The organism is Pseudoalteromonas sp. SD03 (genome assembly GCF_040937955.1).
Lineage (GTDB): Bacteria > Pseudomonadota > Gammaproteobacteria > Enterobacterales > Alteromonadaceae > Pseudoalteromonas > Pseudoalteromonas tetraodonis.
Genome location: NZ_CP162515.1, coordinates 645,585 through 669,069, shown reverse-complemented (window position 1 = coordinate 669,069; position 23,485 = coordinate 645,585). Strand labels below are relative to the sequence as shown.

Annotated in this window: 21 protein-coding genes; 12 read left to right on the top strand and 9 right to left on the bottom strand. The window is 40.0% G+C overall.

Annotated elements, in window-relative coordinates:
* Positions 1-155: 155 nt before the first annotated feature.
* Genes ABZP26_RS19325 through ABZP26_RS19300 form a run of 6 tightly spaced genes read left to right on the top strand, consistent with a single transcriptional unit; the run spans position 156 to position 8,255 of the window.
* Positions 156-1,694 carry an aspartate aminotransferase family protein gene (locus ABZP26_RS19325; RefSeq protein WP_036955554.1) on the top strand — a complete coding sequence of 513 codons (1,539 nt, stop codon included), beginning with the start codon at positions 156-158 and terminating at the stop codon, positions 1,692-1,694.
* On the top strand, positions 1,694-3,013 hold the full coding sequence (locus ABZP26_RS19320) for a lysine N(6)-hydroxylase/L-ornithine N(5)-oxygenase family protein (protein WP_368485714.1): 1,320 nt from the start codon (positions 1,694-1,696) through the stop codon (positions 3,011-3,013). Before ABZP26_RS19325 ends, ABZP26_RS19320 begins: the two co-directional genes overlap by 1 nt.
* Complete coding sequence (locus tag ABZP26_RS19315; RefSeq protein WP_368485713.1) at positions 3,010-4,188, top strand: MFS transporter; 1,179 nt, start codon at positions 3,010-3,012, stop codon at positions 4,186-4,188. Before ABZP26_RS19320 ends, ABZP26_RS19315 begins: the two co-directional genes overlap by 4 nt.
* A 24-nt stretch (positions 4,189-4,212) precedes the next feature.
* Positions 4,213-6,561 carry a GNAT family N-acetyltransferase gene (locus ABZP26_RS19310; protein WP_013462792.1) on the top strand — a complete coding sequence of 783 codons (2,349 nt, stop codon included), beginning with the start codon at positions 4,213-4,215 and terminating at the stop codon, positions 6,559-6,561.
* The gene (locus ABZP26_RS19305) at positions 6,554-7,192 is read left to right on the top strand and encodes a hypothetical protein (protein WP_013462793.1); all 639 of its coding nucleotides are present in this window, start codon (positions 6,554-6,556) and stop codon (positions 7,190-7,192) included. The genes ABZP26_RS19310 and ABZP26_RS19305 overlap by 8 nt, the downstream gene beginning before the upstream one ends.
* The gene (locus ABZP26_RS19300) at positions 7,176-8,255 is read left to right on the top strand and encodes a heparan-alpha-glucosaminide N-acetyltransferase domain-containing protein (RefSeq protein WP_013462794.1); all 1,080 of its coding nucleotides are present in this window, start codon (positions 7,176-7,178) and stop codon (positions 8,253-8,255) included. The genes ABZP26_RS19305 and ABZP26_RS19300 overlap by 17 nt, the downstream gene beginning before the upstream one ends.
* 37 nt (positions 8,256-8,292) lie before the next feature.
* On the opposite strand, the gene ABZP26_RS19295 is transcribed toward ABZP26_RS19300, so the two are convergent.
* Complete coding sequence (locus ABZP26_RS19295) at positions 8,293-9,159, bottom strand: LysR family transcriptional regulator (protein WP_013462795.1); 867 nt, start codon at positions 9,157-9,159, stop codon at positions 8,293-8,295.
* 104 nt (positions 9,160-9,263) lie between these two features.
* On the opposite strand from ABZP26_RS19295, the gene ABZP26_RS19290 reads away from it, so the two are divergent.
* From ABZP26_RS19290 to ABZP26_RS19270, 5 genes are all read left to right on the top strand, one after another.
* Positions 9,264-9,764 (top strand): lactoylglutathione lyase family protein, encoded by a 501-nt coding sequence (locus ABZP26_RS19290; RefSeq protein WP_054982007.1) that lies wholly within the window; start codon positions 9,264-9,266, stop codon positions 9,762-9,764.
* Positions 9,765-9,910: 146 nt separating this feature from the next.
* Positions 9,911-10,354 carry a GNAT family N-acetyltransferase gene (locus ABZP26_RS19285; RefSeq protein ID WP_368485712.1) on the top strand — a complete coding sequence of 148 codons (444 nt, stop codon included), beginning with the start codon at positions 9,911-9,913 and terminating at the stop codon, positions 10,352-10,354.
* 616 nt (positions 10,355-10,970) lie between these two features.
* On the top strand, positions 10,971-11,723 hold the full coding sequence (locus ABZP26_RS19280; protein WP_368485711.1) for a hypothetical protein: 753 nt from the start codon (positions 10,971-10,973) through the stop codon (positions 11,721-11,723).
* Entirely contained in the window at positions 11,720-12,199 is a 480-nt protein-coding gene (locus ABZP26_RS19275; RefSeq protein WP_368485710.1) for a hypothetical protein, read from the top strand. The genes ABZP26_RS19280 and ABZP26_RS19275 overlap by 4 nt, the downstream gene beginning before the upstream one ends.
* Before the next feature lie 611 nt (positions 12,200-12,810).
* Complete coding sequence (locus ABZP26_RS19270; RefSeq protein ID WP_368485709.1) at positions 12,811-13,743, top strand: ChaN family lipoprotein; 933 nt, start codon at positions 12,811-12,813, stop codon at positions 13,741-13,743.
* 39 nt (positions 13,744-13,782) lie between these two features.
* On the opposite strand, the gene ABZP26_RS19265 is transcribed toward ABZP26_RS19270, so the two are convergent.
* The 6 genes from ABZP26_RS19265 to ABZP26_RS19240 form a co-directional block, all read right to left on the bottom strand.
* Entirely contained in the window at positions 13,783-14,004 is a 222-nt protein-coding gene (locus ABZP26_RS19265; protein ID WP_368485708.1) for a plastocyanin/azurin family copper-binding protein, read from the bottom strand.
* Between the two features lie 319 nt (positions 14,005-14,323).
* Positions 14,324-14,497, bottom strand: a complete 174-nt coding sequence (locus ABZP26_RS19260; protein WP_368485707.1) for a hypothetical protein — start codon at positions 14,495-14,497, stop codon at positions 14,324-14,326.
* Complete coding sequence (locus tag ABZP26_RS19255) at positions 14,494-15,237, bottom strand: HugZ family protein (RefSeq protein WP_368485706.1); 744 nt, start codon at positions 15,235-15,237, stop codon at positions 14,494-14,496. Before ABZP26_RS19255 ends, ABZP26_RS19260 begins: the two co-directional genes overlap by 4 nt.
* Positions 15,234-16,022, bottom strand: a complete 789-nt coding sequence (locus ABZP26_RS19250) for a heme ABC transporter ATP-binding protein (RefSeq protein ID WP_058155591.1) — start codon at positions 16,020-16,022, stop codon at positions 15,234-15,236. Before ABZP26_RS19250 ends, ABZP26_RS19255 begins: the two co-directional genes overlap by 4 nt.
* The gene (locus ABZP26_RS19245; RefSeq protein ID WP_024602445.1) at positions 16,019-17,071 is read right to left on the bottom strand and encodes an iron ABC transporter permease; all 1,053 of its coding nucleotides are present in this window, start codon (positions 17,069-17,071) and stop codon (positions 16,019-16,021) included. Before ABZP26_RS19245 ends, ABZP26_RS19250 begins: the two co-directional genes overlap by 4 nt.
* Positions 17,068-17,877, bottom strand: coding sequence for a hemin ABC transporter substrate-binding protein (locus ABZP26_RS19240; RefSeq protein ID WP_368485705.1), 810 nt, complete (start codon positions 17,875-17,877; stop codon positions 17,068-17,070). Before ABZP26_RS19240 ends, ABZP26_RS19245 begins: the two co-directional genes overlap by 4 nt.
* Positions 17,878-18,014: 137 nt before the next feature.
* Here ABZP26_RS19240 and ABZP26_RS19235 point away from each other — a divergent pair, with 137 nt between their 5' ends.
* Positions 18,015-20,096 (top strand): TonB-dependent hemoglobin/transferrin/lactoferrin family receptor, encoded by a 2,082-nt coding sequence (locus ABZP26_RS19235; RefSeq protein ID WP_368485704.1) that lies wholly within the window; start codon positions 18,015-18,017, stop codon positions 20,094-20,096.
* A gap of 293 nt (positions 20,097-20,389) precedes the next feature.
* Here ABZP26_RS19235 and ABZP26_RS19230 read toward each other — a convergent pair whose 3' ends face one another.
* Together ABZP26_RS19230 and ABZP26_RS19225 are read right to left on the bottom strand one after the other, a co-directional pair.
* On the bottom strand, positions 20,390-20,998 hold the full coding sequence (locus tag ABZP26_RS19230) for a hypothetical protein (RefSeq protein WP_368485703.1): 609 nt from the start codon (positions 20,996-20,998) through the stop codon (positions 20,390-20,392).
* A gap of 260 nt (positions 20,999-21,258) precedes the next feature.
* A complete protein-coding gene (locus tag ABZP26_RS19225; RefSeq protein ID WP_368485702.1) occupies positions 21,259-23,334 on the bottom strand; it encodes a TonB-dependent siderophore receptor in 2,076 nt (691 codons plus the stop codon).
* Between the last annotated feature and the right edge of the window lie 151 nt (positions 23,335-23,485).

The window sequence follows — 23,485 nt, the reverse complement described above, 5'->3', positions numbered from 1 at the left end:
AATAATATGGCTTATCGATTTTGTTAAAAATATACGACAAGCTTATTAGCTCTAATTAAAAAAAAGTTGCTATCTAATCTTTTTTCATTATTGTAAATAGAAATCATTATCATTAAGATCCTTGCACCTAAAAAGTGTACTCAAGGAATGTTGATGTGTCTCAATCTCACGTGTTAAATATTAATACCATTGAAAAACAGGCTGTATTTGAACAAAGCGGCCTGCCCCCACAATTCAATTTAGAGCAGTTCATTAATTATCAAATAGCGTCATTGCAAGGGCTGTCGGCAGTACAGCAAGCGATGGCTAAAGCCCAAAAGCCATTTTCAGGTGTGTCGGTAAATACGTTAGCAAAAGTAGTAAACGATGTTGATTTATCAAAGCCTTTGGCTGACTTTCCAGCGGTGCTTGAAGAGCTAAAAGGCGTGTATTTAGATCATGCCGTGTATTTTCATCATCCTCGCTACATGGCTCATTTAAACTGCCCTGTAACCTACCCTGCTGTGGTGGCCGAACACATTATTGCTGCTATTAATACCTCAGTAGATACGTGGGATCAAAGTGCAGGTGCGACCTTAATTGAGCAAAAGCTGATTGATTGGACATGCCAAAAAGCAGCATTGCCAAGCACTGCCGATGGGGTATTTACTAGTGGCGGCACGCAATCAAACTTAATGGCTATGTTGGTTGCTCGTGAAGTGGCTGTTAGCCGCTATGCGCCAGAACATCAGGTAAAACTTCAGGGCTTACCAGCTGTTGCCTCGCGCTTTAAAATTTACTGCTCTGAGGTGGCGCACTTTAGTATTCAAAAAGCAGCGGCGTTATTGGGCTTAGGTTACGACGCCGTGGTGCCAGTGGCTACAAACAGCGAAATGCAAATGGATATGGAGGCACTTAAAACCGCCATAGCAACAAGCAAAGCGCAAGGTGATTTACCCATTGCAGTGGTTATTACCGCAGGCACAACCGATTTTGGCTCAATCGATCCAATCCATAATATTGCCATGCTAGCTAAAGAAGAGCAGCTATGGTGCCACGTAGATGGCGCTTATGGTGGCGGTTTGTTGGTGAGCGAGCACCACCGCAATACGCTTAATGGCATTGAGTTGGTTGATTCAATAACGATTGATTATCACAAATCATTTATGCAACCGGTTAGTTGTAGTGCCTTTTTATTAAGCGATAAACGCCATTTTAGCCACATTACTTTATATGCTGATTATTTAAACCCATTAGCAGAGGCCGGTAATGGCACGCCTAATTTGGTAGATAAAAGCCTACAAACCACTCGCCGTTTTGATGCCTTAAAGTTATGGCTAACACTGCGCACCACTGGAGAAGCACCGCTTGGTCGCGCGTTCGATAAAGTTATTGGCCTTGCGCGCCAAACGCATATTGTACTTAACGATCACCCCGACTTTGAAGTAGTTAACTACCCTGAGCTTAGTGCCTTGGTATTTAGATTTGCCCCTGATGATTTAAAACATGACCTTGATTTACTCGACTCTTTAAACTTGCATGTACGACAAACGTTTTTACAAACCGGTGAAGCCATGGTTGCCCGTACAAAAATAAGTGGCCGCCATTACCTTAAATTTACATTGCTTAATGCGCAGTGCCAATTAACAGATGTACGCGCTGTTATTGAGAAAATTAGCCACATTGCATGGCAAACTTATAGGGAAATTGCATAATGGATAATCAACCTTACGATTTTATAGCTATTGGCCTTGGCCCATTTAACTTATCTTTAGCGTGTTTAAGTGAACCGCTCGAAGATGTAAAAAGCCTGTTTTTAGAACAACGCAGTGAATTTGACTGGCACCCAGGAATGATGCTGGAAGGCGTTACATTACAAACTCCGTTTATGTCGGATTTAGTAACCATGGCAGATCCAACCAGCCAATATAGCTTTTTAAATTATGCCAAATTGAATAATCGGTTATACCCGTTTTATATTCGCGAAAGCTTTTTTTTATTGCGCCGTGAATACAACTTATATTGCCAATGGGTTTGCTCGCAGCTTTCAAATGTTAACTTTGAACAAACAGTCACTCACGTTGAATTTTGCCCGCAAAGTGAGAGTTATACCGTTAGCTGTAACACCCCTAATGGTATGCAACATTATGTAACTCGCCATATTGTTTTGGGCACAGGGCCTGCACCGTATATTCCTGATTGCGCTGTGCAAAGTAACTCAAATAACGTAATGCACAGTAGCGATTTTTGTCATCGGCTTGATGAATTAAAGGCGGCTAAACGGGTTACCGTGGTAGGGGCTGGGCAAAGTGCAGCAGAAATTTACCACACCTTATTGCAACAAGCAGTACCGCAAGGTTTGCAGTTAGATTGGATAGCACGCTCACCGCGCTATTTTCCGCTTGAGTATACTAAACTCACCCTTGAAATGACCTCTCCTGAGTATGTAGATTACTTTTATAATTTAAAAACTGAGCAGCGAGATTGGCTCAATCAAAACCAAAAAAATCTATTTAAGGGCATTAACGGCGATTTAATTAACGACATTTTCGACACCCTCTACGCACAAAGCCTTGATGGGCCAATTTCCACTACATTTAAAACTAACAGCAAGCTAACAAGCACTCAAAAAGTAGGTAAGCGTTTACTGACTGAGTTTTATCATCAGGAGCTTGAGCAGCCCTTTTCAATAGAAACCGACTTTTTAATTTGTGCTACAGGCTTTAAATATCAGCGCCCTGCTTTTTTAAATAATATTGCCCATCAACTACCCCAAGATGAGCAAGGTCGTTATTTAGTGAGTCGTGAATATGCGGTAGATAGCGAACAAAAACGTGTTTTTGTACAAAATGCCGAGCAGCATACTCATGGTTTTGTAACTCCAGATTTAGGTATGGCTTGCTACCGTAATAGTATTATTTTACGTGAAATTTTAGGTTATTCGCCTTATCAGGTTGAGCAAAAAATTGCTTTTCAAAACTTTGATTTAAGCGATGTCACCCTATCAACACAACAGCAGAGTAGCGCCGCATGAGTCTTCGTTTAGCGCTAATTTTGCTGACGGTTATTTCGGTGGTATGCGATACCTTGTTGCTACCGTTTTATCCGCAATTTTTTGCTAGTGAATTTGCTATTAGTAACGCCACTCTAATCGGCCTCTTTGTGGCTAACTGTTGTATTACTGTAATGCTGGCTTTACCGCTATGGGCTAAGGTCGCTAAAAAATACAATGAGTTGGCTTTGTGGTTAGTAACCCAAGTGGTAGCCGCTGGTTTTGGCCTGCTTTGCTACTTTGCTACCAATGTGTGGGAATTTTGGATTTACTACCAACTAATGTTGGTGCTAAAGGCAAGCTACCTACTTATATACCCATTTGCACTGCGATTAGAGCAACAAACTAAGCATTTATCTATTATTGGTTTGTTTTCTGTATTGATGCATTTTGGTGCGATTGGTGGTGCTTTAATTGGTGGTTATTTCTTTAGTTTAGCTGAGCCACGCTATGCGTTATTACTCAGTAGTGCCGGTGATATGGTGCAGGTTTTATTGTGTGCCTACTTAATGTATTCATTAAAAACCGGTATTTATCAACAAGCAATAGCGACTGAAAAACCGCGAGAACGTATTCCCTATTTTATTTGGCAATTTTGCTTTTTAAGTGTGGTGGTTTATTTTAGCGCGTTTTTAATTCGCCCTTTCTTTACTACTCATTGGCAAGCATTAAACGCACAAAGCAGCACCTTGCAAAGCGCTGTTGTATACGCCATTCCTGCTTTTACAGCGCTTGTGATGCTGGTTTTTAACCATTTCAGGCAGCATCTACCACTGCCAACATTAAGCCGCACTAGCACTTTGTTATGTGCACTTATTTTAGGGGCGCTTGGGCTTTATTTACAAGCGCAGGCGTCGGTGGGGTTAGTGATTTTATCACGTGTTTTATATGGCTTTTCGCTATTTCAAGTGATGGTACTACTAGAGGTAATGCTATTTGCTAAAAGTGAGCCTGCACATTACGGCAGCGACTTTGCCAAAGTGCACATTGCTCAAAATGTCGGGGTTATTTTAGCGTCGTTACTAGTGGGTATGAGCGTAGAGCATCTTTCAACTACGGTTGTGTTTTACTTTGCTGCCATTGGCTTTGCAAGCCTTGCCTTTATTTTGCTTTGGCGGGTTAAGGCTGTTGCTCGAGCTGCGCGTTCAGCGTCTTAGTTTTTAAGATTTATTGGAGTTTTTATGTATTTTTCATCTTTTGTAACCACCCTACAGCATACCGGCAAAGTGACGATGCGGTTATTACAACAAACAGATATGCCAACAATATGCGATTGGCTTAAGCAACCGTATGCGCACTTTTGGGGGATGCAGCAGCAAACCGAGCAACAAATAACTAAAGTGTATCAAGCTATTATTGATACGCCTCATCATCAGGCATACGTGATCGAGCAAAATAATAACCTATTGGCTTTAGTTGAGCTTTATAGCCCTGAGCACGAAAGCTTAATGAAAGCGGCGTACGAGGTTGAACCTAATGATGTGGGTATGCATATTTTATTAGCGCCTAACACGGCACCTAAGCGCCATTTTAGTTTTGAAATGATGCAGTGCGTGCTGCAAAGTATTTTTGCTCAAAACAGTGCCGCCCGTGTTGTGGTTGAGCCCGACATTGCTAATAGTAAAATTCATACGTTAAATAAACGTTTGGGGTTTGTGCATACCCAGCAAATTCAACTGGGCGAAAAAGCCGCTTATTTAGGCTTTTGTAATAAAGCAGCCTTTGATAGGCACAGCCAACTATTTACTGATTCGTTAGCGCCTTTGCAAACTGATTACGTGATACAGCCACATTGGCAATGGGCAAATCGGCATTTACAAGCTAAAGCACTCACCGAGCTAGTGCACGAGCGTTTATTGGCCGCAGAGACAACAAAGCGAGGCTTTAAAGTGAATGTTGAAGGCGGTTACTTTATTTTTAATGGCCGTGCTATGGCACTAAACCATATTGATATAGACGAGCCAAGCCTATGCTTTTACAACCTTAACGAAGAGCTGCAGCCGCTAGATGTGTTGCACTTTTTTAGTATGCAAGGGCCTGCGCTAGGTTTAACGGGTAAGCGCCTTGCCACCTACATTGAAGAGCTAAATGCTACTTTAGCCAGTGCGTGCTTTAAACGTGAAAATAACACGTTAACAGCGGCGCAGTTAGCTAATTTAGGGCTGCAAAAAATAGAAGCTGCAATGAGTGAAGGTCATCCTGCCTTTGTTGCTAATAATGGCCGCATTGGTTTTAGTAAAGCTGACTTTTTACGTTATGCGCCAGAAGTAGGCAAACCGTTTAAAGTACTGTGGTTAGCAGCGCATAAAGCGGTATGCGACTTTGCCCATAGTGAATACTTTGCCGACTACCCAAGCCATATAAGTGATGAACTAGATTTAACCACTCGAGATGCGTTTAACAAAGCGCTAAAAGCTCAAAACCTTAACCCCGATGATTACTTACTCATTCCTGCTCACCCTTGGCAGTACCAACACAAATTGAGTGTGGTATTTGCAAATGAGTTGGCAAATCAGCGATTAGTGTATTTAGGTGAAGGTGACGATTTATATCAAGCGCAACAATCAATTCGGACCTTATATAATTGCTCGCACCCGCATAAGCCGTATTTAAAAGTGGCGTTGTCGATTTTAAATATGGGATTTATGCGTGGCCTATCGCGTGCTTACATGGCGGTGACTCCTGCCATTAACGATTGGGTATTTGAAAAGGTTAGCCAAGATCAACAACTCGCAGGCGCTAATTTTACAGCGCTTAGAGAATACGCCACCTTAGGTTATGCCCATCATACGTTTGAGCAACACGCCCTTGGGGATACACCCTATCGTAAAATGTTTGCCTGTTTATGGCGAGAAAACCCAAATCATAATTTAAATAGTGATGAACAACTGACCACTATGGCAGCGTTATTACACTTAGATAATAATGGCCAAAGTTTAGTGGGCGAATGGATAGCGCAAAGTGGTTTGAGCACGCAGCAGTGGTTACATGAGTACTTTAATGCCTATTTAATTCCGCTAGTACATTGCTTTTACGCGCATAAATTAGTGTTTATGCCCCACGGTGAAAACCTCATTTTAAAGCTTAAAAATTCGGTGCCAGTGGGCGCATATATGAAAGACATAGGTGAAGAGGTTGCCTTACTTAATAGCACTGAAGTATTGCCTGCAGGGGTTGAACGTATTCATTTTTCTATGCCTAAAGAGCTTGAGCTGTTAAGTATATTTACCGATGTATTTGACTGCTTCTTTAGATACTTAGTGGCAATTTTAGTGCGAGAAGAGCGTATTACAGAGCATGACTTTTGGCAGTGTGTTACGCAAAGTGTTAAAGCATATCAACATGCTAACCCTGCTTTAAATGAGCGATTTAAAGAGTATGACTTTTTTAGTGATGAGTTTGCTCACTCTTGTTTAAACCGCTTACAGCTGGGTAATAATGAGCAAATGGTTGATTTAACGGATCCGGCAGGTAGTTTGCAGTTTGCTGGTAACTTAAACAACCCCGTATCGGCAAAGCTGTATGGCTAAACCGATTACCCTTGCGCAGTTTTTATATTGCCATCAACCCGTACAACGAACTTTTAAACCGAGCTTATTATTAGTGCGCGCTTTAACAGTTCGTTGTAAGGCGCAGTACCCGACTGCGCCTAAGCAATTTATTAGTCGGCATTTGTATTTGCAGCTTTGTTGGCAAGCTATTTACGCTTATTGCTATTGGTTTGCTTGCAAGCAAAGTACGGCTGACCCCATTAACATGCCGTTAGCGCTAAATGGCGCTTATTGTCGTGGGTTTAACCTGAATAATGGCGTGTTAGTAAGTAAAACTGAGCAAATCCAAGCGTTTACTCATTTTATAAGCCAAGTTGGTGAATGGGTAAATACCGACTATGCGCTGGGTAAAAAAGAACAAGCACGGTTATTACTCGATTCGTTAAGTAGCGCTACTGAGCGAGCTCATAGCTTAGCCCTTGCTACCACTTTACATATCAATAATTGCCATCGTCAGCTGCACACCCTTATTTGTGAACACTTTAATCTTGATGCGCTATTTACTGAAAACCCTCAGCGTTTAACCTGTTGCCGCTATTATTTAGCAGGTTACAGCAAATGCCAAACCTGCCCTAAAAAGGACATTAAAACCAATGAACCAACGTCTTAAAACGATTGATCTTGCGCGTGGTGCGAGCGTTTTCATTATGATTATTGTGCATACTTTATGGATGTATGCCACCACAGCGCTTCAAAGTGAAAGCGCATTTGGTACGGTTGTGCATATACTTGGCAAAGGCACTGCCTCGTTTTTAGTGGCAATGGGACTGTCTATGGCACTTTCGCGCAGGCAAACACCCTTGCTGTTAATTAAGCGTGGCATACAGCTTTTACTGCTTGCCTATTTAATGAATGCGGCCAAGTTTTGGCTACCTATTGAAGTATTTAATACCATGCCTGAGGCGTTTATAAATGCTTATGGCTGGCAAAGTCCGCTCAGTGCTGGGCAGTTACAATTTATGGTGTTAACAGGTGATATTTTACAACTGGCTGGAGTTAGCTTATTGCTGTTTGGTGTGCTTAATATTGCCCGTTGGAAAACAATATGGATTGCGGTTTTAGCCATTGCAATTGCAGTTATGAGCCAGTTTGTGAGGGGGCAGCAATTTACGCTTTCACCTTATATTAGCGATTTGTTTTTTGCTAGTAACTATCAGGTGTATTTTCCGGTATTTCCTTGGGTAAGTGCGATATTAACGGGGTATGTACTTGGCCGTTTATATCTTAGTAACCAACAAAATGCCGATTACTTATATAAAGTATGTGCACAACTTGGTGCTGCTTTACTTGTAATTGGCGGCATATGGTTAGCCATTGATTTTAAAGGGCAGTTTGGCAACTTTTTCCATTTAAATGGCGGCGGTATTAGCTATTTAGTTGGCTTAAATTTATGTGCCCTAGCGGCTATACAGTATATTTTTGCTGATAAATATAATGGCCCTATTACACGTGCTCTTTTATATGCCAGTAAACATGTAACCGCGCTCTATGTTATTCAATGGGTACTTATTTGCTGGTTTATGGGGGCGCTTGGTTATCATACCCTCAGCCTGTGGCCCACACTTTGTATGATGGTACTGATGACTTTACTGACTTTTGCTGTGCATAAGGTTTATTTAAAAAGCAAACAAAGTCTCACAAACATTACGCAAAAAACTAAACGTACAGCTTAAGCTGTAAAGGGGCTTTACGGGCGCTGATTTGGGTGCCCTAGCCTGCTTTTATCGCGTTAATAACGCTATGCATACGCTTTGCTAACGGCCTATTTCGGTGATGGCACACATAAATATTTTCGCTAATTGGTTTGGTTAAATGATGCGTTTTAATAAGCGCAGGTTTATTAAAAGCACTTACTGCGTGTGCGGGTAAAACCGTAAAACCCAATCCTAAACTTACCGGCTCCAGTATTAAACTTATTTGGTTAGAAAACCCCGTTTGCTTAATTTGATCAACATGTTCAAACTCACTGTAGTTTTCACTTAATAAAAGCTGTGCATGATGTTTTGCATCGGGGTGGCTAATAAAGCCCAGTTCATTTAATGCGCTCCATGTTGGGCTTTTTATTGCGGCCGGTGTTACCAATAGTAAAGGCTCTTGGCCTATTTTATGGCTGGTTACCTCGCTTAGAGTAGGTGCTTGAGTTAAAAAGCCAATATCGGCACTATGGTTTGCCACTGCTTGTTCAACACTGGTATTTGGAGCAAAGCGGTAATCTATAATTAGCTCCTTGTGCTCTACTTGCAGTGCTAATAGTTGATTGTAAAACTGCAGCCCGCAACTGCCTGGCGACTGTATTTTAACTAAACCGCTGTAAGGTGAATCATCTTTTAATTGCTGCTCTAAAAACTGCCATTCTTTGAGTAACTGACTACCCTGCTGATATAAATTTTGACCCTGAACGGTAAGCGTAAATTGTTTACCGTGGCGCTCAAGCAAGGCGCAATCTACTTGCTGCTCTAACTTTTTTATATGTTGGCTTACGCCTGACTGGGTCATATAAAGGCGCTCGGCAGTTTGGGTAAAATGGTTTACCTCAACTAAAGTACAAAATGTATTTAGCCATGTAGGATTTATCATTACAAAATATACTCAAAATGATGATTAATGATAATTTTACTTAATGTTGGTCAATTCGTAAACTAACTCCATCAACTAAACATAGTTAAGTAGGAGTATTTATTATGAGTCATACATATCCACGTAGTTTTTCGCACATTGGTATTTCAGTACCGGATGTTGAAAAAGCCGTAGAGTTTTACACTAAGGTGATGGGCTGGTACACCATAATGGAGCCTACCGTGATCACTGAAGATAACAGCCCAATTGGCGAAATGTGTACCGATGTATTTGGTCCAAATTGGGAAAAATTTAAAATAGCGCACCTTTCAACAGGCGATCGTATTGGTGTAGAAATTTTTGAATTTAAAGACCAAGAAAACCCTAAAGACAACTTTGAATACTGGAAAACCGGTATCTTCCATTTCTGTGTACAAGACCCAGATGTAGAAGGATTAGCGGAACGTATTGTTGCTGCAGGTGGTAAAAAGCGTATGCCAGAGCCACGTTACTACTACCCTGGCGAAAAGCCGTACCGCATGATCTACATGGAAGACCCGTTTGGTAACATCCTTGAGATTTACAGCCACAGTTACGAGCTTATATACAGCGCTGGTGCTTATTAAAAGCATTTAGCTAAAAACAAAAGCCGCAGTATTTATTACTGCGGCCTTTTTGTGCCTAAAAAGAATACATTGCCTAGATGTATTAGTGCTGATAACGTGATAAAACAAAACTACTTATAACTCCATGTTTGAAATTAAGGACAATAATGAACATTTTATTGGAAGATATCACCTCTGCTAATTACGAAGAGGTATGCGATTTAGACGTTACCGAAGCGCAACAAGAATATGTAGCGTGTAATATGTGGTCGCTTGTTGAGTCTCATTATAATGTTGGGCATACCTGTAAAGCTATTTACCAAAATAATGAGCCTGTAGGCTTTTTTATGTGGGTGCAAGAAACCCCTACAAAGGTTTCTATTTGGCGTTTTATGGTAGATAAACATCATCAAAATAAAGGTATTGGCCGCCAAGCACTATTCATGGCAATTGCAGAGATTAAAACGACTTCTAAGCTTGAACAAATCGAGATTTGTTATAACCCGCAAAACCCTGTTGCTAAGGATTTTTATTCTAGTTTTGGGTTTGAAGAAGTTGGCCTAGATGAGGATGACGACGATATGTTAGCGGTTATTAAAATTAGTAGTTAACTCATCATAAGTAGGTCGCTAATTTTAAGGACTAATAGTTGTAAAATTAAATCTGCCAGCCATATATGTGCCAGTGTAGGTCGGATAAGCGAAGCGCCATCCGACACAGTAAAATACCTTGCCGATTATTATCAATATTTTATGTTGTTGAGTGGCTGGAGAGGGCCATGAGCAGACATTAGTAAACTTTGATGTATGAAGTCAAAATTTGCCCCCATTCTCTTTAACTAACCGGGCAGATATTAGTAAGGAATTATGACTGAGTGAAGTTGCAAATTGATGCCAATAATTAGCACTCGCACAGGCCTCAAAAATAATCGTTGAAGGACTAAGCGATACCAAGTACTCACTAAATTGTTGCAGTGTCATCTCATTATTTGAGTGCACTTTATTATTTGTAGAACTACAAACTTGTATTTATTTATGAGCTAAATCGACACCAATTCTTAACTTATTCATAATTGAACTCCGAAAAATAATTTCTACTTCAGTGTAGAGGTTGGGAGTCCAATTATCTTCTTATTCGTCTTTATAAATGTAATTGGCAAAATCTTAGATGTTGAATTTGTATAGTGTCTAATATAATATCGACATGTCATTATTTAAGGGAGCAGAAATGGCACCAAGAGTACCCAACCTGGTTGACTCAGAAATCTATGATTTACTGAATGAGTCACTTAATACCGGTGAGTCAATTCCTGAGTTTCAGTTTAAAGGCCTCATACGTAAAGCTGAAAAGTTACCGGTTCCTCATAGGTATGCTTGTCTATCGGCTCTGTATGCCCACGTATTTGATTATGATCGAGCTATTGAAAATGCTGTAAACAGTATTAAATTTGGTCATGATGAGCAGTCTTGTATTGATAATGCTTTATCGGCTTTAAGCAATAACAAGCTGTTTTCTGATATTGTTAGGCTGTCAAAGGAGTTCCCGATTCTTCTCAATTACAATAACTCTAGGAATGAAAGTTATGATGCAGCAATTTACACTCTCGACTTAGAGTACTGTGAATACATTGCAAATAATTTTCAATTGAGAAATGACGGTTCCTTGTATGATTACGAAGCATTTAGATGCCACCTAGATAACGATCAGAACTTAATTCAAAAAGCCTGCGAATACATGAACTATGTGTTTGAAGGTTTGACAGTGTTATTAAAAAAATCATCGATGAGAACTAGGTCATTATGTTTTGGCTTGATTACAGATCCAATGGGTGAGTACATGGAAATTAATGTTGCTCTACACAATGCTTCTGTAGAACAAGTTGTCGACTTAGAATTCGATTGGCATGAACACATATCAAAATTTGATGCCTCAGCACCTCAATTATGTAATATATCTTTTGTAGTTGAGGTTTCTGAATGATTGTTGCAGAAGATTTGCTCTCTTACTCAAAAGAGCTGTATAAGAATTCAAACAATAATGAAGTTGCTTTACGTAATGTAGCAAGAAATTCTTACTACGCTTTGTTTCATGAGCTAGCCAATATTGATCTTAAGGCTATTCCATTAACTGAGCGTAGTTTTGGGTCACATGAACAACTAATTCAACAATTGCGTGCGAGTGATGAGCAAGAGTATCGTAAATTAGGAGTATTGCTCGCCAGCTTAAAGTCTGTGAGAAATAAGGCTGATTACAAGTTGAAGGTACATTTCAGCGATCACTGTGCAAGGAGCACGTTGATGAAAGTGGACAAAGCATTTAAAGAACTTTTTGGGCCAAGACCTGAAGTTAGTGAAGTTAATGAAAACAAAAGTGATGTGAAAAATAGCTCCACTAGTGCTGAAGTAGTTCAAAAAAGTACAAGAAACTCCCCTCCTAAATTATCTGTTGTTAAGTAATCAAACTTTACACTAGAAAGGCACAAAAAACGCATCAACTCGCCCCAGCTAAAAGGCGTGGGCTGTTACATCAAAATTACGCGGGGATTAGTTTTAGTGCTTCACCTAAGTTTAACTAATATCCACTTAGGTTTTACGACCTCTTATGAGGGGGACATGAACTCCCCAGGCAGTCAACGAATTCACCTTAATAATTAGATAGGCTACTTGGCAAAAGTCCCTGGAAAAGGTAATTTCATCTCTTTCGTTATCACCGTCCGCTTATGGCACAAACCGGAAATCACCCATCCATAAATTCCGTATTTATACATTAAGTTTTTTAAAGCCTAAAGTAATTAATTCTCAACCATTCAGATATTTACCTAAACCTAATCTTACTTAGATTTAATGTGGACTCTAATTAATAAATCTCAATCTGAGTACCACACCTTGCTTAAAATTAAAACTATTCTCAAACTGCTGCGAATTCTCGACTTAAGTGGCGCTGACCACAACCCGTTATTTTCTCTTCTTTGCTTATTTGTTTTGTACTGTTTTTTGGCTGGCTTAATACGCAGTATAAATATATGATATTGATAATTATTTGCATTAATGGGTTTTGAAAGGTGTGTATGAAAAAATCTATGTTAACTCTGGCGTTAGTTATGGGTTTGGGTGGTTGTAGTACAACCACTGTGGCGCCAGATAACAGTTCATCGTTATATTTCTCAGCACTTTATAATGCAAAGGGTCAGCGAGTTAATTCAATATTGTCAGAGTCCACGCTTTTGAATGCCGATGTTGTTTTAGTCGGTGAATGGCATACACACCCCGGTGTGCACTTATTTCAGGCTCAGCTATTTCAGCAATTAAGCACACAAAATAAGCCTATTGCCTTATCGCTTGAGCAATTTAGTCGCGCTGATCAGCAAACACTAAACCTTTATCTTGAGAGTAAAATAGGTGAACAATACCTAATTGATAATACTAAGGCTTGGCCTAATTATAAGAGCGATTATCGTGCTTTAGTGGAATTGGCGAAGATACAAAATAGCGATGTAATAGCTGCAAATGCGCCTAAGCATATTGTTACCTGTATTGGCCGCCAAGGTATTAATTATATTAATAAACTCGACGCACAACAGCGTAGTTTTATTGCAAAAGAGATAGATATTTCTCCAAGCCTTTATAAAGAACGCTTTATGCAATCCATGCATCATGGAACGGCGAGTAAAAACGAAAAACTTTACGCCGCGCAAGTTACTTGGGATGAAACCATGGCTGAATCTATCGTTAACTATATTAGTCAAAATAAGGGCACGCAGGTTATACATTTAGCCGGTGACTTTCATGTGAGAAATGGTGAAGGCATAGCGCGGGTAATTAAGCGAATTGCCCCAGAGCTTAATGTTGTATGGATATCGCCAGTATCAAAGGTACAACCTGAGCAAAATGGTTATCAATTAGAAGTTAACGCTTTGCCTGCTCGCTATGTGCAAAAAGCACATCAACAAGCGGCATTTAAAGCTTTAGTCAAGCGAGGCAAGAAAACACAGTGCCAATAATAGGTTGGCACTGTGTTTGTGTAATACACTTTTTAATATTTACTTAAGCGTAAATGTGCCTTTCATCATGGCGTAATGGCCAGGGAAAGAACAAAAGAAAGTGTAATTGGTTCCGGCGGTTAAGCCGCTGGTTTTAAAAGTAACGTCGGTTGTTTTGCCGCCGCCAATAATGTCTGTAGCACCAATCACGCGACTATCATTAGGCTTTATGTAGTGGTTGCTAAGCCCTGCTGCGTTGCCATCTGTGATAATACCTTGCATGTTTTAATCGTAGATAGTACCCAGTTATGACCCATTACATTGGCAGGTAATTTACCTGTGTGGCAAGGGCGTGTTGATCTTTGATGGTTGAATTTGCAGCAGTGTGTTTGGTTTTTAGGCAAGACAGAGCCTATAAAGTGTGGTTATTCCACATAAATAGGCGATAACGCAGCATAAACACCAAACATGCGCTGCCCTTCGGGTTCTGCCTAGGGGCGATAAACTCATTGTTGCTCGATTTTTACTTAGCCCACTAGGTTACAAATCAAGCGCCGCAATTTAATCGCCCCTAGATTGAACAAATTACAATCCGCAAAGTTCAACACGCCCTGAGTTTAACGGTCACTTGTTTACAGCTTTTAGGGGCGCTTAGTGTTTTAGTTGAAAACTGCATCATATCGTTTGCATCTATATTTAGTGTGCATTCGTCTGCATATGCAGCATTGGTACTCAGTAGCAGTGAAGTACTTAGTAAGGCTATTAATTTTCTCATACTGTCTCTGCTAGTTGGTTTGAGCTGTTTCGTGCTTGATTTGTTAAGGCTACAAGTGCTTTTCGCACGGCTATTGGGCTATCGCACTCGTTCGCAAAATTAATAAAGTAATTACGCTTGTGGCTTTGTATATAAAAGCCTGTGGGTAGTAGGCCGCTCATTATTGGGGTGTTATCAGCTACGCTGTAGTGCTGCATTAATATCAGCGACATGGCATCTTGATGATCTTCATTCATATGAGTGATCATGCTTTGCTGCTGGCTTTCATCCCACTTTTTAGGCTGAGCTTGCCATTCGTTTTGCTCAAGCCAAAATATTTTTCCAAAACCGCCAATATAACGCACCCGTACTACATCTAATTGCCAAAGCTGAAAATCATGGGCATTGCGATAGCTTGCAGCCTCAGGATACAAGGCTATATATTTATCAAGTAGTACTTCGCTTTGCTCCTTTGCCACAATAGAGCCATCACCTACGAGTGTTACTCGCCCATGTTCGTTTTGGTCGCCATAATCGGCGGCATCAAAAATAGTCAGACTCATGCGCGAGTCCTGTTTTAAATTTTTGGTGTGCTGAGCTATGTCACTAATAAAAAAGTAGATGCGACCTTGTTCGTCACACATATAAGGTGTAACAGAGCCAAACGGATAGCCGCGTAAATTATTTGAAATGGTCGACATTACGCCGGCATGGGTTTTAAAAACGAGCGTACGTGCGTCGTTTAATGCTTGTTCTCTCATGAAAACTCCTGACGTTGAGAAAAAACCATGGGCGCATCGTTATAAGGATGAGGGTTAACGTGCAATTTCATGGCGTACATTTGTTGTAAGTTTTGTGCTGTTAAAACGGTATTTATAGACCCGCTTTGCAGCACTTTTTGGTTGTGTAATAAAATAGCGTTGGTTGCATAAAGGCTTGCTAAATTAAGATCGTGTATAGCAATAATGGCGCTGTTTCCTTGCTCTACAAAGGTTCTAACACAGCTAAGTAAAGTATGTTGATGACGCATATCTAGCGCTGATGTTGGCTCATCGAGCAACATTAATTTAGGCTCCGTTTGCGCAGTAAAAGCATCTAACTGGGCTAATGTGCGCGCCATATGAACTCGCTGTTGTTCACCGCCCGAAAGCGCACTCATTCGACGTGTTAGGTAATGGGTTAAATCCATAAGTGAGGCATATTTTTGAACTTTATTGGCTTGTGTTTTAAGAGACTCTGTATAGGGATAGCGACCCATAGCAATGAGTTCAAATACACTAAAATCAAAGCCAACATGGTTACTTTGCATCATTACAGCGCGCTTGCTAGCTAATTGCTCTTTAGAAAATGAATGCAAAGGCTTGGTATTAAATAGTATATCTCCCTCAAAGGGATGCATGCCTGCCAAAGTATGCAGTAAGGTTGATTTACCTGCACCATTTTCGCCTATCAGAGCGACAAGTTGTCCTGCTTGGATATTGCCGCTAATACCCTCTAAAACACGATGCGTGTTAAAGCCTATATTGAGGTTGTTAAACGTGATCATGACCAATCTCGCTTATTTTTAATGATTAAATATATAAATAGTGGAGCGCCAAGTAACGCCGTTATAATGCCTATCGGCAGCTCCGCAGGCATAACCACCAAGCGTGCTAACCAATCTGAAAGTAGCAACACAATCACACCTAAAAGCATACAAAGTGGCAGCATATTCCGTAAGTGTGGGCCAACCATGAGGCGTGCGATGTGAGGGACAACTAAACCAACAAAGCCAATTAAACCTGTTAGCGCAACCACCGCACCTACGCCCAATGCAACTAATATAATGACGTATAATTTAAGCTTGCTGGTATCCACTCCTAAGTATTGGGCTTGTGATTCACCGATAAGGAGTAGATTCATTGGCTCTTTTAATCGCCATAGCCCGATAAGGCTCAGTAAAAGCAAAGGACTCGCCTGTTTTATATTATCCCAGCTCGCACCGCCTAATGAGCCCATGGTCCAATAGTTAATTAACCGCAGTGCGCTGTCATCAGCATAAAAACTTAATAACCCAATAACAGCAAATGCCAATGCATTAATGGCGACACCGACTAATATAAGTGTATTTATATTAATTTGTTTTTGTTGTTTTGAGACTAAATATACCAGCGACGTTACTGATAGTGCGCCCAAAAATGAGGCATACGGTAAGTAGTGTTGGGCGTTAAAATTAAATTGTGCACTAAGGGCGATAAAAGCAACCGCGACCATTGCAGCGCCTGCGCTTATACCAATAATAGAGGGATCAGCAAGCGGGTTACGACACAGCGCTTGGGTTGCAGCCCCTGTTTGTGCAAGTACTAAACCCACCATCACAGCAAGGACAAAACGAGGCAGGCGTATTTGTGTAACCACATTGATTTGTAGCGCATCAAATTGACTAAAATGCTCAGGGGCTAGCCATGCAATCGCTAAGCGCCAATCCCACCCTGCAGCTCCATAGCCTATGCTAAGTAATGCTAAAGCAAAAATGCAGCCATAACTTAATAGCATCCACTTATGCGGATTACTGAGTGTTATGGCGTTAAAACGATTCAAAGTTAACGTGCTCATAAGCGTGTTTTATACTCATGCAATGCTTGAATCGCAGTTGCAATACGCGGCGACATGCCCAGTGAAAGTAAGCTGTCCATGACCAGTAATTGACACTCTTGCGCTGCTTTTAATAAACGAAGTGTAGGCTGTTTACAAAAGGCTTGTTTCCCACCAAGGCTTTGCACAACATGCGCTGGCGCCACTAAAAAATCGGGCTGACTTACAGCCAGTACTTCACTGTTAATTGCTTTAAAGCCTGTATGCGTAACAGCTATATTGGTAATGCCCGCATAGTTAAACAGCAAGTTGGGCACCGTTTCTTGTCCTGCTGCGACGAGCCCACGCTCATTAGCTGAAAGTAAAAACAAAGCGTTGTGGGTCTGTGTTTTTGCTTTATTAGGTAACGATTTTTTTATTTTAGTAATCAGATTTTGAGCTTTTAGGTTTGCATCTAAATCACTACCAAGGTGCTTAATTAGTTCAAGTAGTTCATTTACAGAAGTCGGCTTTTTATAGTGAATAACCTTCACTCCGGTCGCTTCTATTTGCTTGAGTGCCTGCTCTCTTCCTGCACCTTCAAGTGCAAGTAACGTAGTTGGGCGCATTGAAAGTACTCCCTCAGCGGCTAGATCTCGATAGTAGCCTACCTGTGGCAACTGTGTTGCTTGTTGCGGATACATACTTGATTGGTCAACCGCGACTAAACTATTTTGTTTATCTAGTGCGTAGATTATTTCAGTTAATGTACCGCCAGCGCTGATCACACGCTCTTTAGCGAGTGCTGATTGAGTGGCTAAAGCCAGAAAAAAAATTAGGTACTTCATAACAAACTCCGATTTTATTTTTTAGTATTATAACCACTTTAATCTAAATGAAAATGATTATCATAATCAATTGATCTTATTTTGGGGTAGTTGTACCATTTAAGAGTAAATAATAACTATTATCATTTGGAGTGGAGATGAATCCCTTTTCTTTTAAATTTACAGCATTAGCCTCTTTGTTAATTAGCTCTGGTAGCGCACTGGCCGAAAATGTTATTGACGATCATATTGTGGTTAGTGGCTCTCGTTTTGAACAAAAGCTTGAAGATGTGACTGGCTCAGTAACGGTTATTACCGAACAAGATATTGAGCGTCAACTCGCTGTAGATTTACAAACTATGTTTAAATACGATCCAAGTATCTCAAGTACTGGCAGTGGCGCAGGCGCGCAAACATTAACTGTACGAGGTGTTGGTGGCAACAGAGTTGTTTTTATTAAAGATGGAAGACGCACAAACGATGGCTACGCTGGCGGCGGCGGTTATTTAGTGGGTCGAAACTACTTTGATGTTGCGGGTGTTAAACAAGTTGAAGTTGCAAAAGGGGCGGCATCATCGCTATATGGTTCTGATGCACTAGGGGGAATTGTAGTAATAACAACTAAAGACCCGAGTGATTATTTAGTGGATCAACAAAGCTTGATAAAAGTAGCGTTAGGCTACCAAGGCCAAAGCAATCAGGTTGCTGCTGATATTACAGCCGCAAAAGATTTAGGTGACTTTGCTATTAGCGCTGTTTATAGCCATCGCGATAGTGAAGAAGTACAAAACTACGTTGAAGATTTACCAGGTTACGATGCCCGCTCTGATGCTTTACTGCTTAAAGTTGAGCAAAAACTTGATGACAAACGCACCCTTAAATACACCTTAGATTACTTTAATCAAACGATAGAACAAGTAATCACTCCATCCATTCAAGAAACCGAAGACGAAGACACAAATATCTCATTTGCACTCGATTATGATTCAGATATGGCAACAGCTATATTTGATAAATGGTATGGGCAACTATCTTATAGTCGATACGAGCAACAAAGTGACCAAATAAGCGCAGCTAGAAATTACATCGATTATAATGACTACGGGTTTGAGCAAGATATTTTAGGCTTAAAAGCGGTATTTAGTAAGGAAGTTAAAGGAGAAAATACCGAGCATGAATTTGTCTATGGAGTAGATATTGATTTATATGATACTACTCGACCACGCTTAAAAACCCGTGTATTAAATGATGGTACTGTTGATTTTACGAATGAAAAACAAAAAGCATTTCCTGGCGCCGATACTTCTTTAGTTGGTGTATATATGCAAGACAGTATTAAATTTAATGAGACTGATTGGTCGTTAGTTGCGGGTATTCGTTACGATTATTATGCACTTGAAGCAAAAAAAGATGCGCTATACGCTGACGCCGAACTTGATGATATTACCGAGTCTGCGTTTTCACCAAAGCTGGGTGTGATTTATCAGGTAGACGATAATTTATCTTGGTATGGGCAATATGTTCGAGGCTTTAAAATACCGCCACACGACCAAGCTTATCAAAGCCATGGTGTTGAGCCATTTTATCAAATATTACCAAACGCAGATTTAGACCCTGAAAGCAGTGACTCATTCGAGATCGGGCTAAGATACGCAAGTAGTGATATTAGTGTAAATCTAAGCACTTTTTATGCTGCCTATGATGACTTTATCGAAACAACAATCGCGGGTGTTGAACCAACTTATATTCCTAATGTAAATAAAACATTTTACCAATATCAAAATATTAGCGAAACCCAGATCAGCGGTGTAGAAGCTGGTATTGCTATGTATGTTACCGACGATATTTTATTAGAAGCCAATGTTGCTTACGTAGATGGTGAAAACAAAGACTCTGACCAGCCACTCACTAGTATTAGCCCGTTAAATGGTTCTATATTAGTAAGCACTGAGTTTGGCAATGTTAATTGGACCGCTGCTTGGCGTTTAGCTAAGGCGCAGTCTGATGTAGTACTTGATACTAATGGTAATAAAACAACACAAGGTAACGGTTATGGTGTTGTTGATTTATATGCAAATTATCAGTGGCAAGCATGGCAAATGAATGTAGGTTTACTTAACCTACTCGATAAAGAGTACGTACCGTTTGAACTTATTGCTGGTCAATCCAAAGGTACTGATTTTAGCCAATATAGCCAACCAGGACGTAATGTTTCGGCTCGGATAAGCTATCAGTTTTAATTAATATTAAAAGTTGTATATATACCAATCGGCATAAATATCTGAATAATTTAACGGATTGAATTTTTTTATGTCTAAGCTGATTGGTATATAAAGCACTAGAAAACACTGCGTATTGCGCCATAGTGTAAAGGGGGTTTACGCCCCCGTGATCTTTGTACTGCTCATATCTTTCAATAACACTATTCATACATTTTCAAAAGAGTGCGCTTAAATCAATATTGGTTTACTAAAGGCACTTATGGCATGCGTATTCAACACCAGAAACCTAAGCTAATTATAAAAAGGAGATATCAGCTCGAACAGGTTACATCACTCATACCAAAAGTATGCGTTAAACCAGCAGGATCTTTATTAATTACTATTAGGTTATTCTTTTCAAAGTAAAAAGTGTATTCGCGCATCCAATTGAGTTTAGCAATTTGTTTTAGCTCATAACGACCAAATGCTAGCGGGCAATTTAAATACGCATAATGGTAGGCTTTCCCCATTGCGCCAGGGTCTGCGGTGTAAATATAAATAGTACGATCAGTAAACGTGCTTTGTTTATGAATATAATCAGGCGTTGATAATGAAGAACCATTGACTAAAATCCCTAAACACAAAAAAGGAATTTGTATTACACCGACTAATGTAAGAAGGATATAGAACAACCACTGGGCTATTTTATTTTTAATTATGCTTTTAATTTTTTTAGGTTTGGTGAAAAGCAGTATTAAACCCGTAATTACCAACACTAATTTTATATAAAGTAGATTATGGCTTAATGTATCCATAAGCCGTGGTGAGTGCCAATTTAAACCCCATAGCGTTCCCCCGTGCATGCTTTCTAGGAATGGTAACAATAAACATACTGAAATAAGAAAAATAATTAACGAGCTATTATTGCTGCTTGTATCCATTTATTCTTGTCCTTTAAATCTAACCGGAGTCGCTGTATTTTAGTGTGATATTTATAACATGTTTTAAAATACAGCGTACCTAAAATGACATAATGCAGACAGCTATTTTATAAGATGAAAGTGATTGTAAAGGGGGTTAACAGCGGCTATGTATTATACAAAAAAATAAAAAAAGCGCCTTAACCACTACATTAAGACGCTTTGGATGAAAAACTATAAATAACTAGACGTTAAAATAGCTAATCGGGACTATGAAATTGTTAGAATTGATAGGCCAATGACATCTTAAATTGAGTAGGCGCACCAGGGTAAACCCATAATGCGTTGTAGCTACTTTGAGCATATTCTTCATCAAAAATATTGTTAACACTGATATTTAACTTGGTGTGCTCGGTTAAGTTTACCTGCCCAAAAATACCAACTAGTTGATAACTCGGTAAGTTAAATGTTAAATCGGCGGCATCGCCTAATCGTTCACTGGTGTACTGATAACTGGCACCTAGTTCTAGCTCTTTGCCAAGAACGACCGTTTGATGGCTAAGCGTTAGGTTTAAGTTATTTTTAGGCACATTGACTAATGGGCTGCCTTTTTTGATTGGCACGCCCCAATCAGCATTTATTATGTCGTTTGCCGTACTGGCATTTATATAAGCGTAAGATAAATTAAACTTTGTATCATCAGTAATATAAGTACTTAAATCAAGTTCAACACCTTTACTATTTGCTTTACCAATAGGCGCTGAAAAACCAACGTTTACAGGGTCGGCTACTAACATATTACTTTTAGTGGCATCAAATAATGCTAGGGTTCCCGTTATGCCTTGGTAGCTAAATTTAGCGCCTACTTCAATTGAGTCACTGTATTCAAAGCCAAATGGGTCGCCATTTGCATCTGTGCCACTTAATGGTAAAAAGCCTTCTGAGTAGCTGCTGTATAAGGTTACAGCGTTGTTTAGTTCATATACTAAGCCTACTCGTGGACTTACCTGGCTTTGTGAACTGCTTGAAAGCACACCACTTTTGGTTTCTAAAATGTCTTGATCTACGCTATCGAATCTAAGGCCAACTAATAGCTTAATTTTATCAGTCAGATCCATTTGATCTTGAACGTATATACCATAAGCATCTTGTTGTTCGTTGTTTTCGTAGAGTAAACCTACTTCAGGACGAGCAACGTTATAATTCGGCTGATAAATATCAACTGTGTAAGTGCCATTACCGCCGCGATAACGATAAAGTCCAGTGCGTAAGTCGTATTTGTATGCGTCGGCTCCTATTAATAAGTGATGGGTAATGCCTGCGGTATCAAAATGCCCACTTAGCTCAAATTTAAGGCTGGTATCATCAACTTCATAATCGCGGTAGCGCTGTTGGCGGGTAAGTGTGCGGCCATCATCGAATAATGATTGGCGCGAGGGTGCAAGTTCAGCATCAGACGAAAACCCAGTTAGTGTAGAGCTACGGTAGTTTGCGCCTACAACGAGTGACCATTCATTGTTTATATCATGATTTAAAGTTACTTGGTGACCACGAGAATATACTTGCGTGTCACCATCGTTTGGATTGCCTAAATAGCGTGAGCTAGGAACAGTATTAAAATTATCATTAAGTACAACAACCCCACGGTCAAATAGCTGGGCTAAATCAACGTATTCAAATTCATAAGTGATGCTGGTTGAAGCGTTTATTTGATGATAAATAGATGGCGTAATCACCTTTTTATGGGTGTACACCTCATCGCGGTAGCTGTCGCTATCTTGCCATGCGCCATTTATTCTAAATGCTGTGTTATCGTTAATGCCGTTTGTATAGTCACCTTCAACGCGATTAAAATTATCACTACCTAAGCTAAGTTTTAGCTCACCCTGTTGCTCAAATTGAGGTTTTTTGGTTACGATATTTACTGTACCGCCGGGTTCTGAGCGGCCATAAAGTGCAGAGCCTGGGCCTTTTAATACTTCAATGTACTCAATGTTTGATACATCACGAGGGCCGCTGAATCCGCGTCCACCGCTAAAACCATTAATTAAGTAACCCGATGGCATGTTTTCGTTACCCGATAATCCACGAATCGAAAAGCTATCCCATAATGCGCCACTGTTATTTTTACGTGAAATACTGGCAGAAAAATCCAGCGCATCTTGTAATTGAGTTATTCCTTTTTGATCAAGTATCGCGTTATCGAGGGTTTCGATTGATTGTGGCATTTGCTTTTGAGGAATATCGCCTCGGTAAGCTTGTTTATATGTAACCGCAATTTTCTCTATTGGTTGACTTTGGGCAAGGCTTTGTGCGCTTGCACTTAAGCAGGCTAAGTAAATTAATGAGTACTTCATAAAATGCTTTTTAGTAACGTTATATTATAACCAAAACTATAGCATGTGTTACTTTATAACAAAATGTTTTTTTGCGCTCTATGTGTGCGTCTAATTTTTACACTAGCGACTATGCAGCTATCACGTTAAGATGGATAAAAATAACACAATA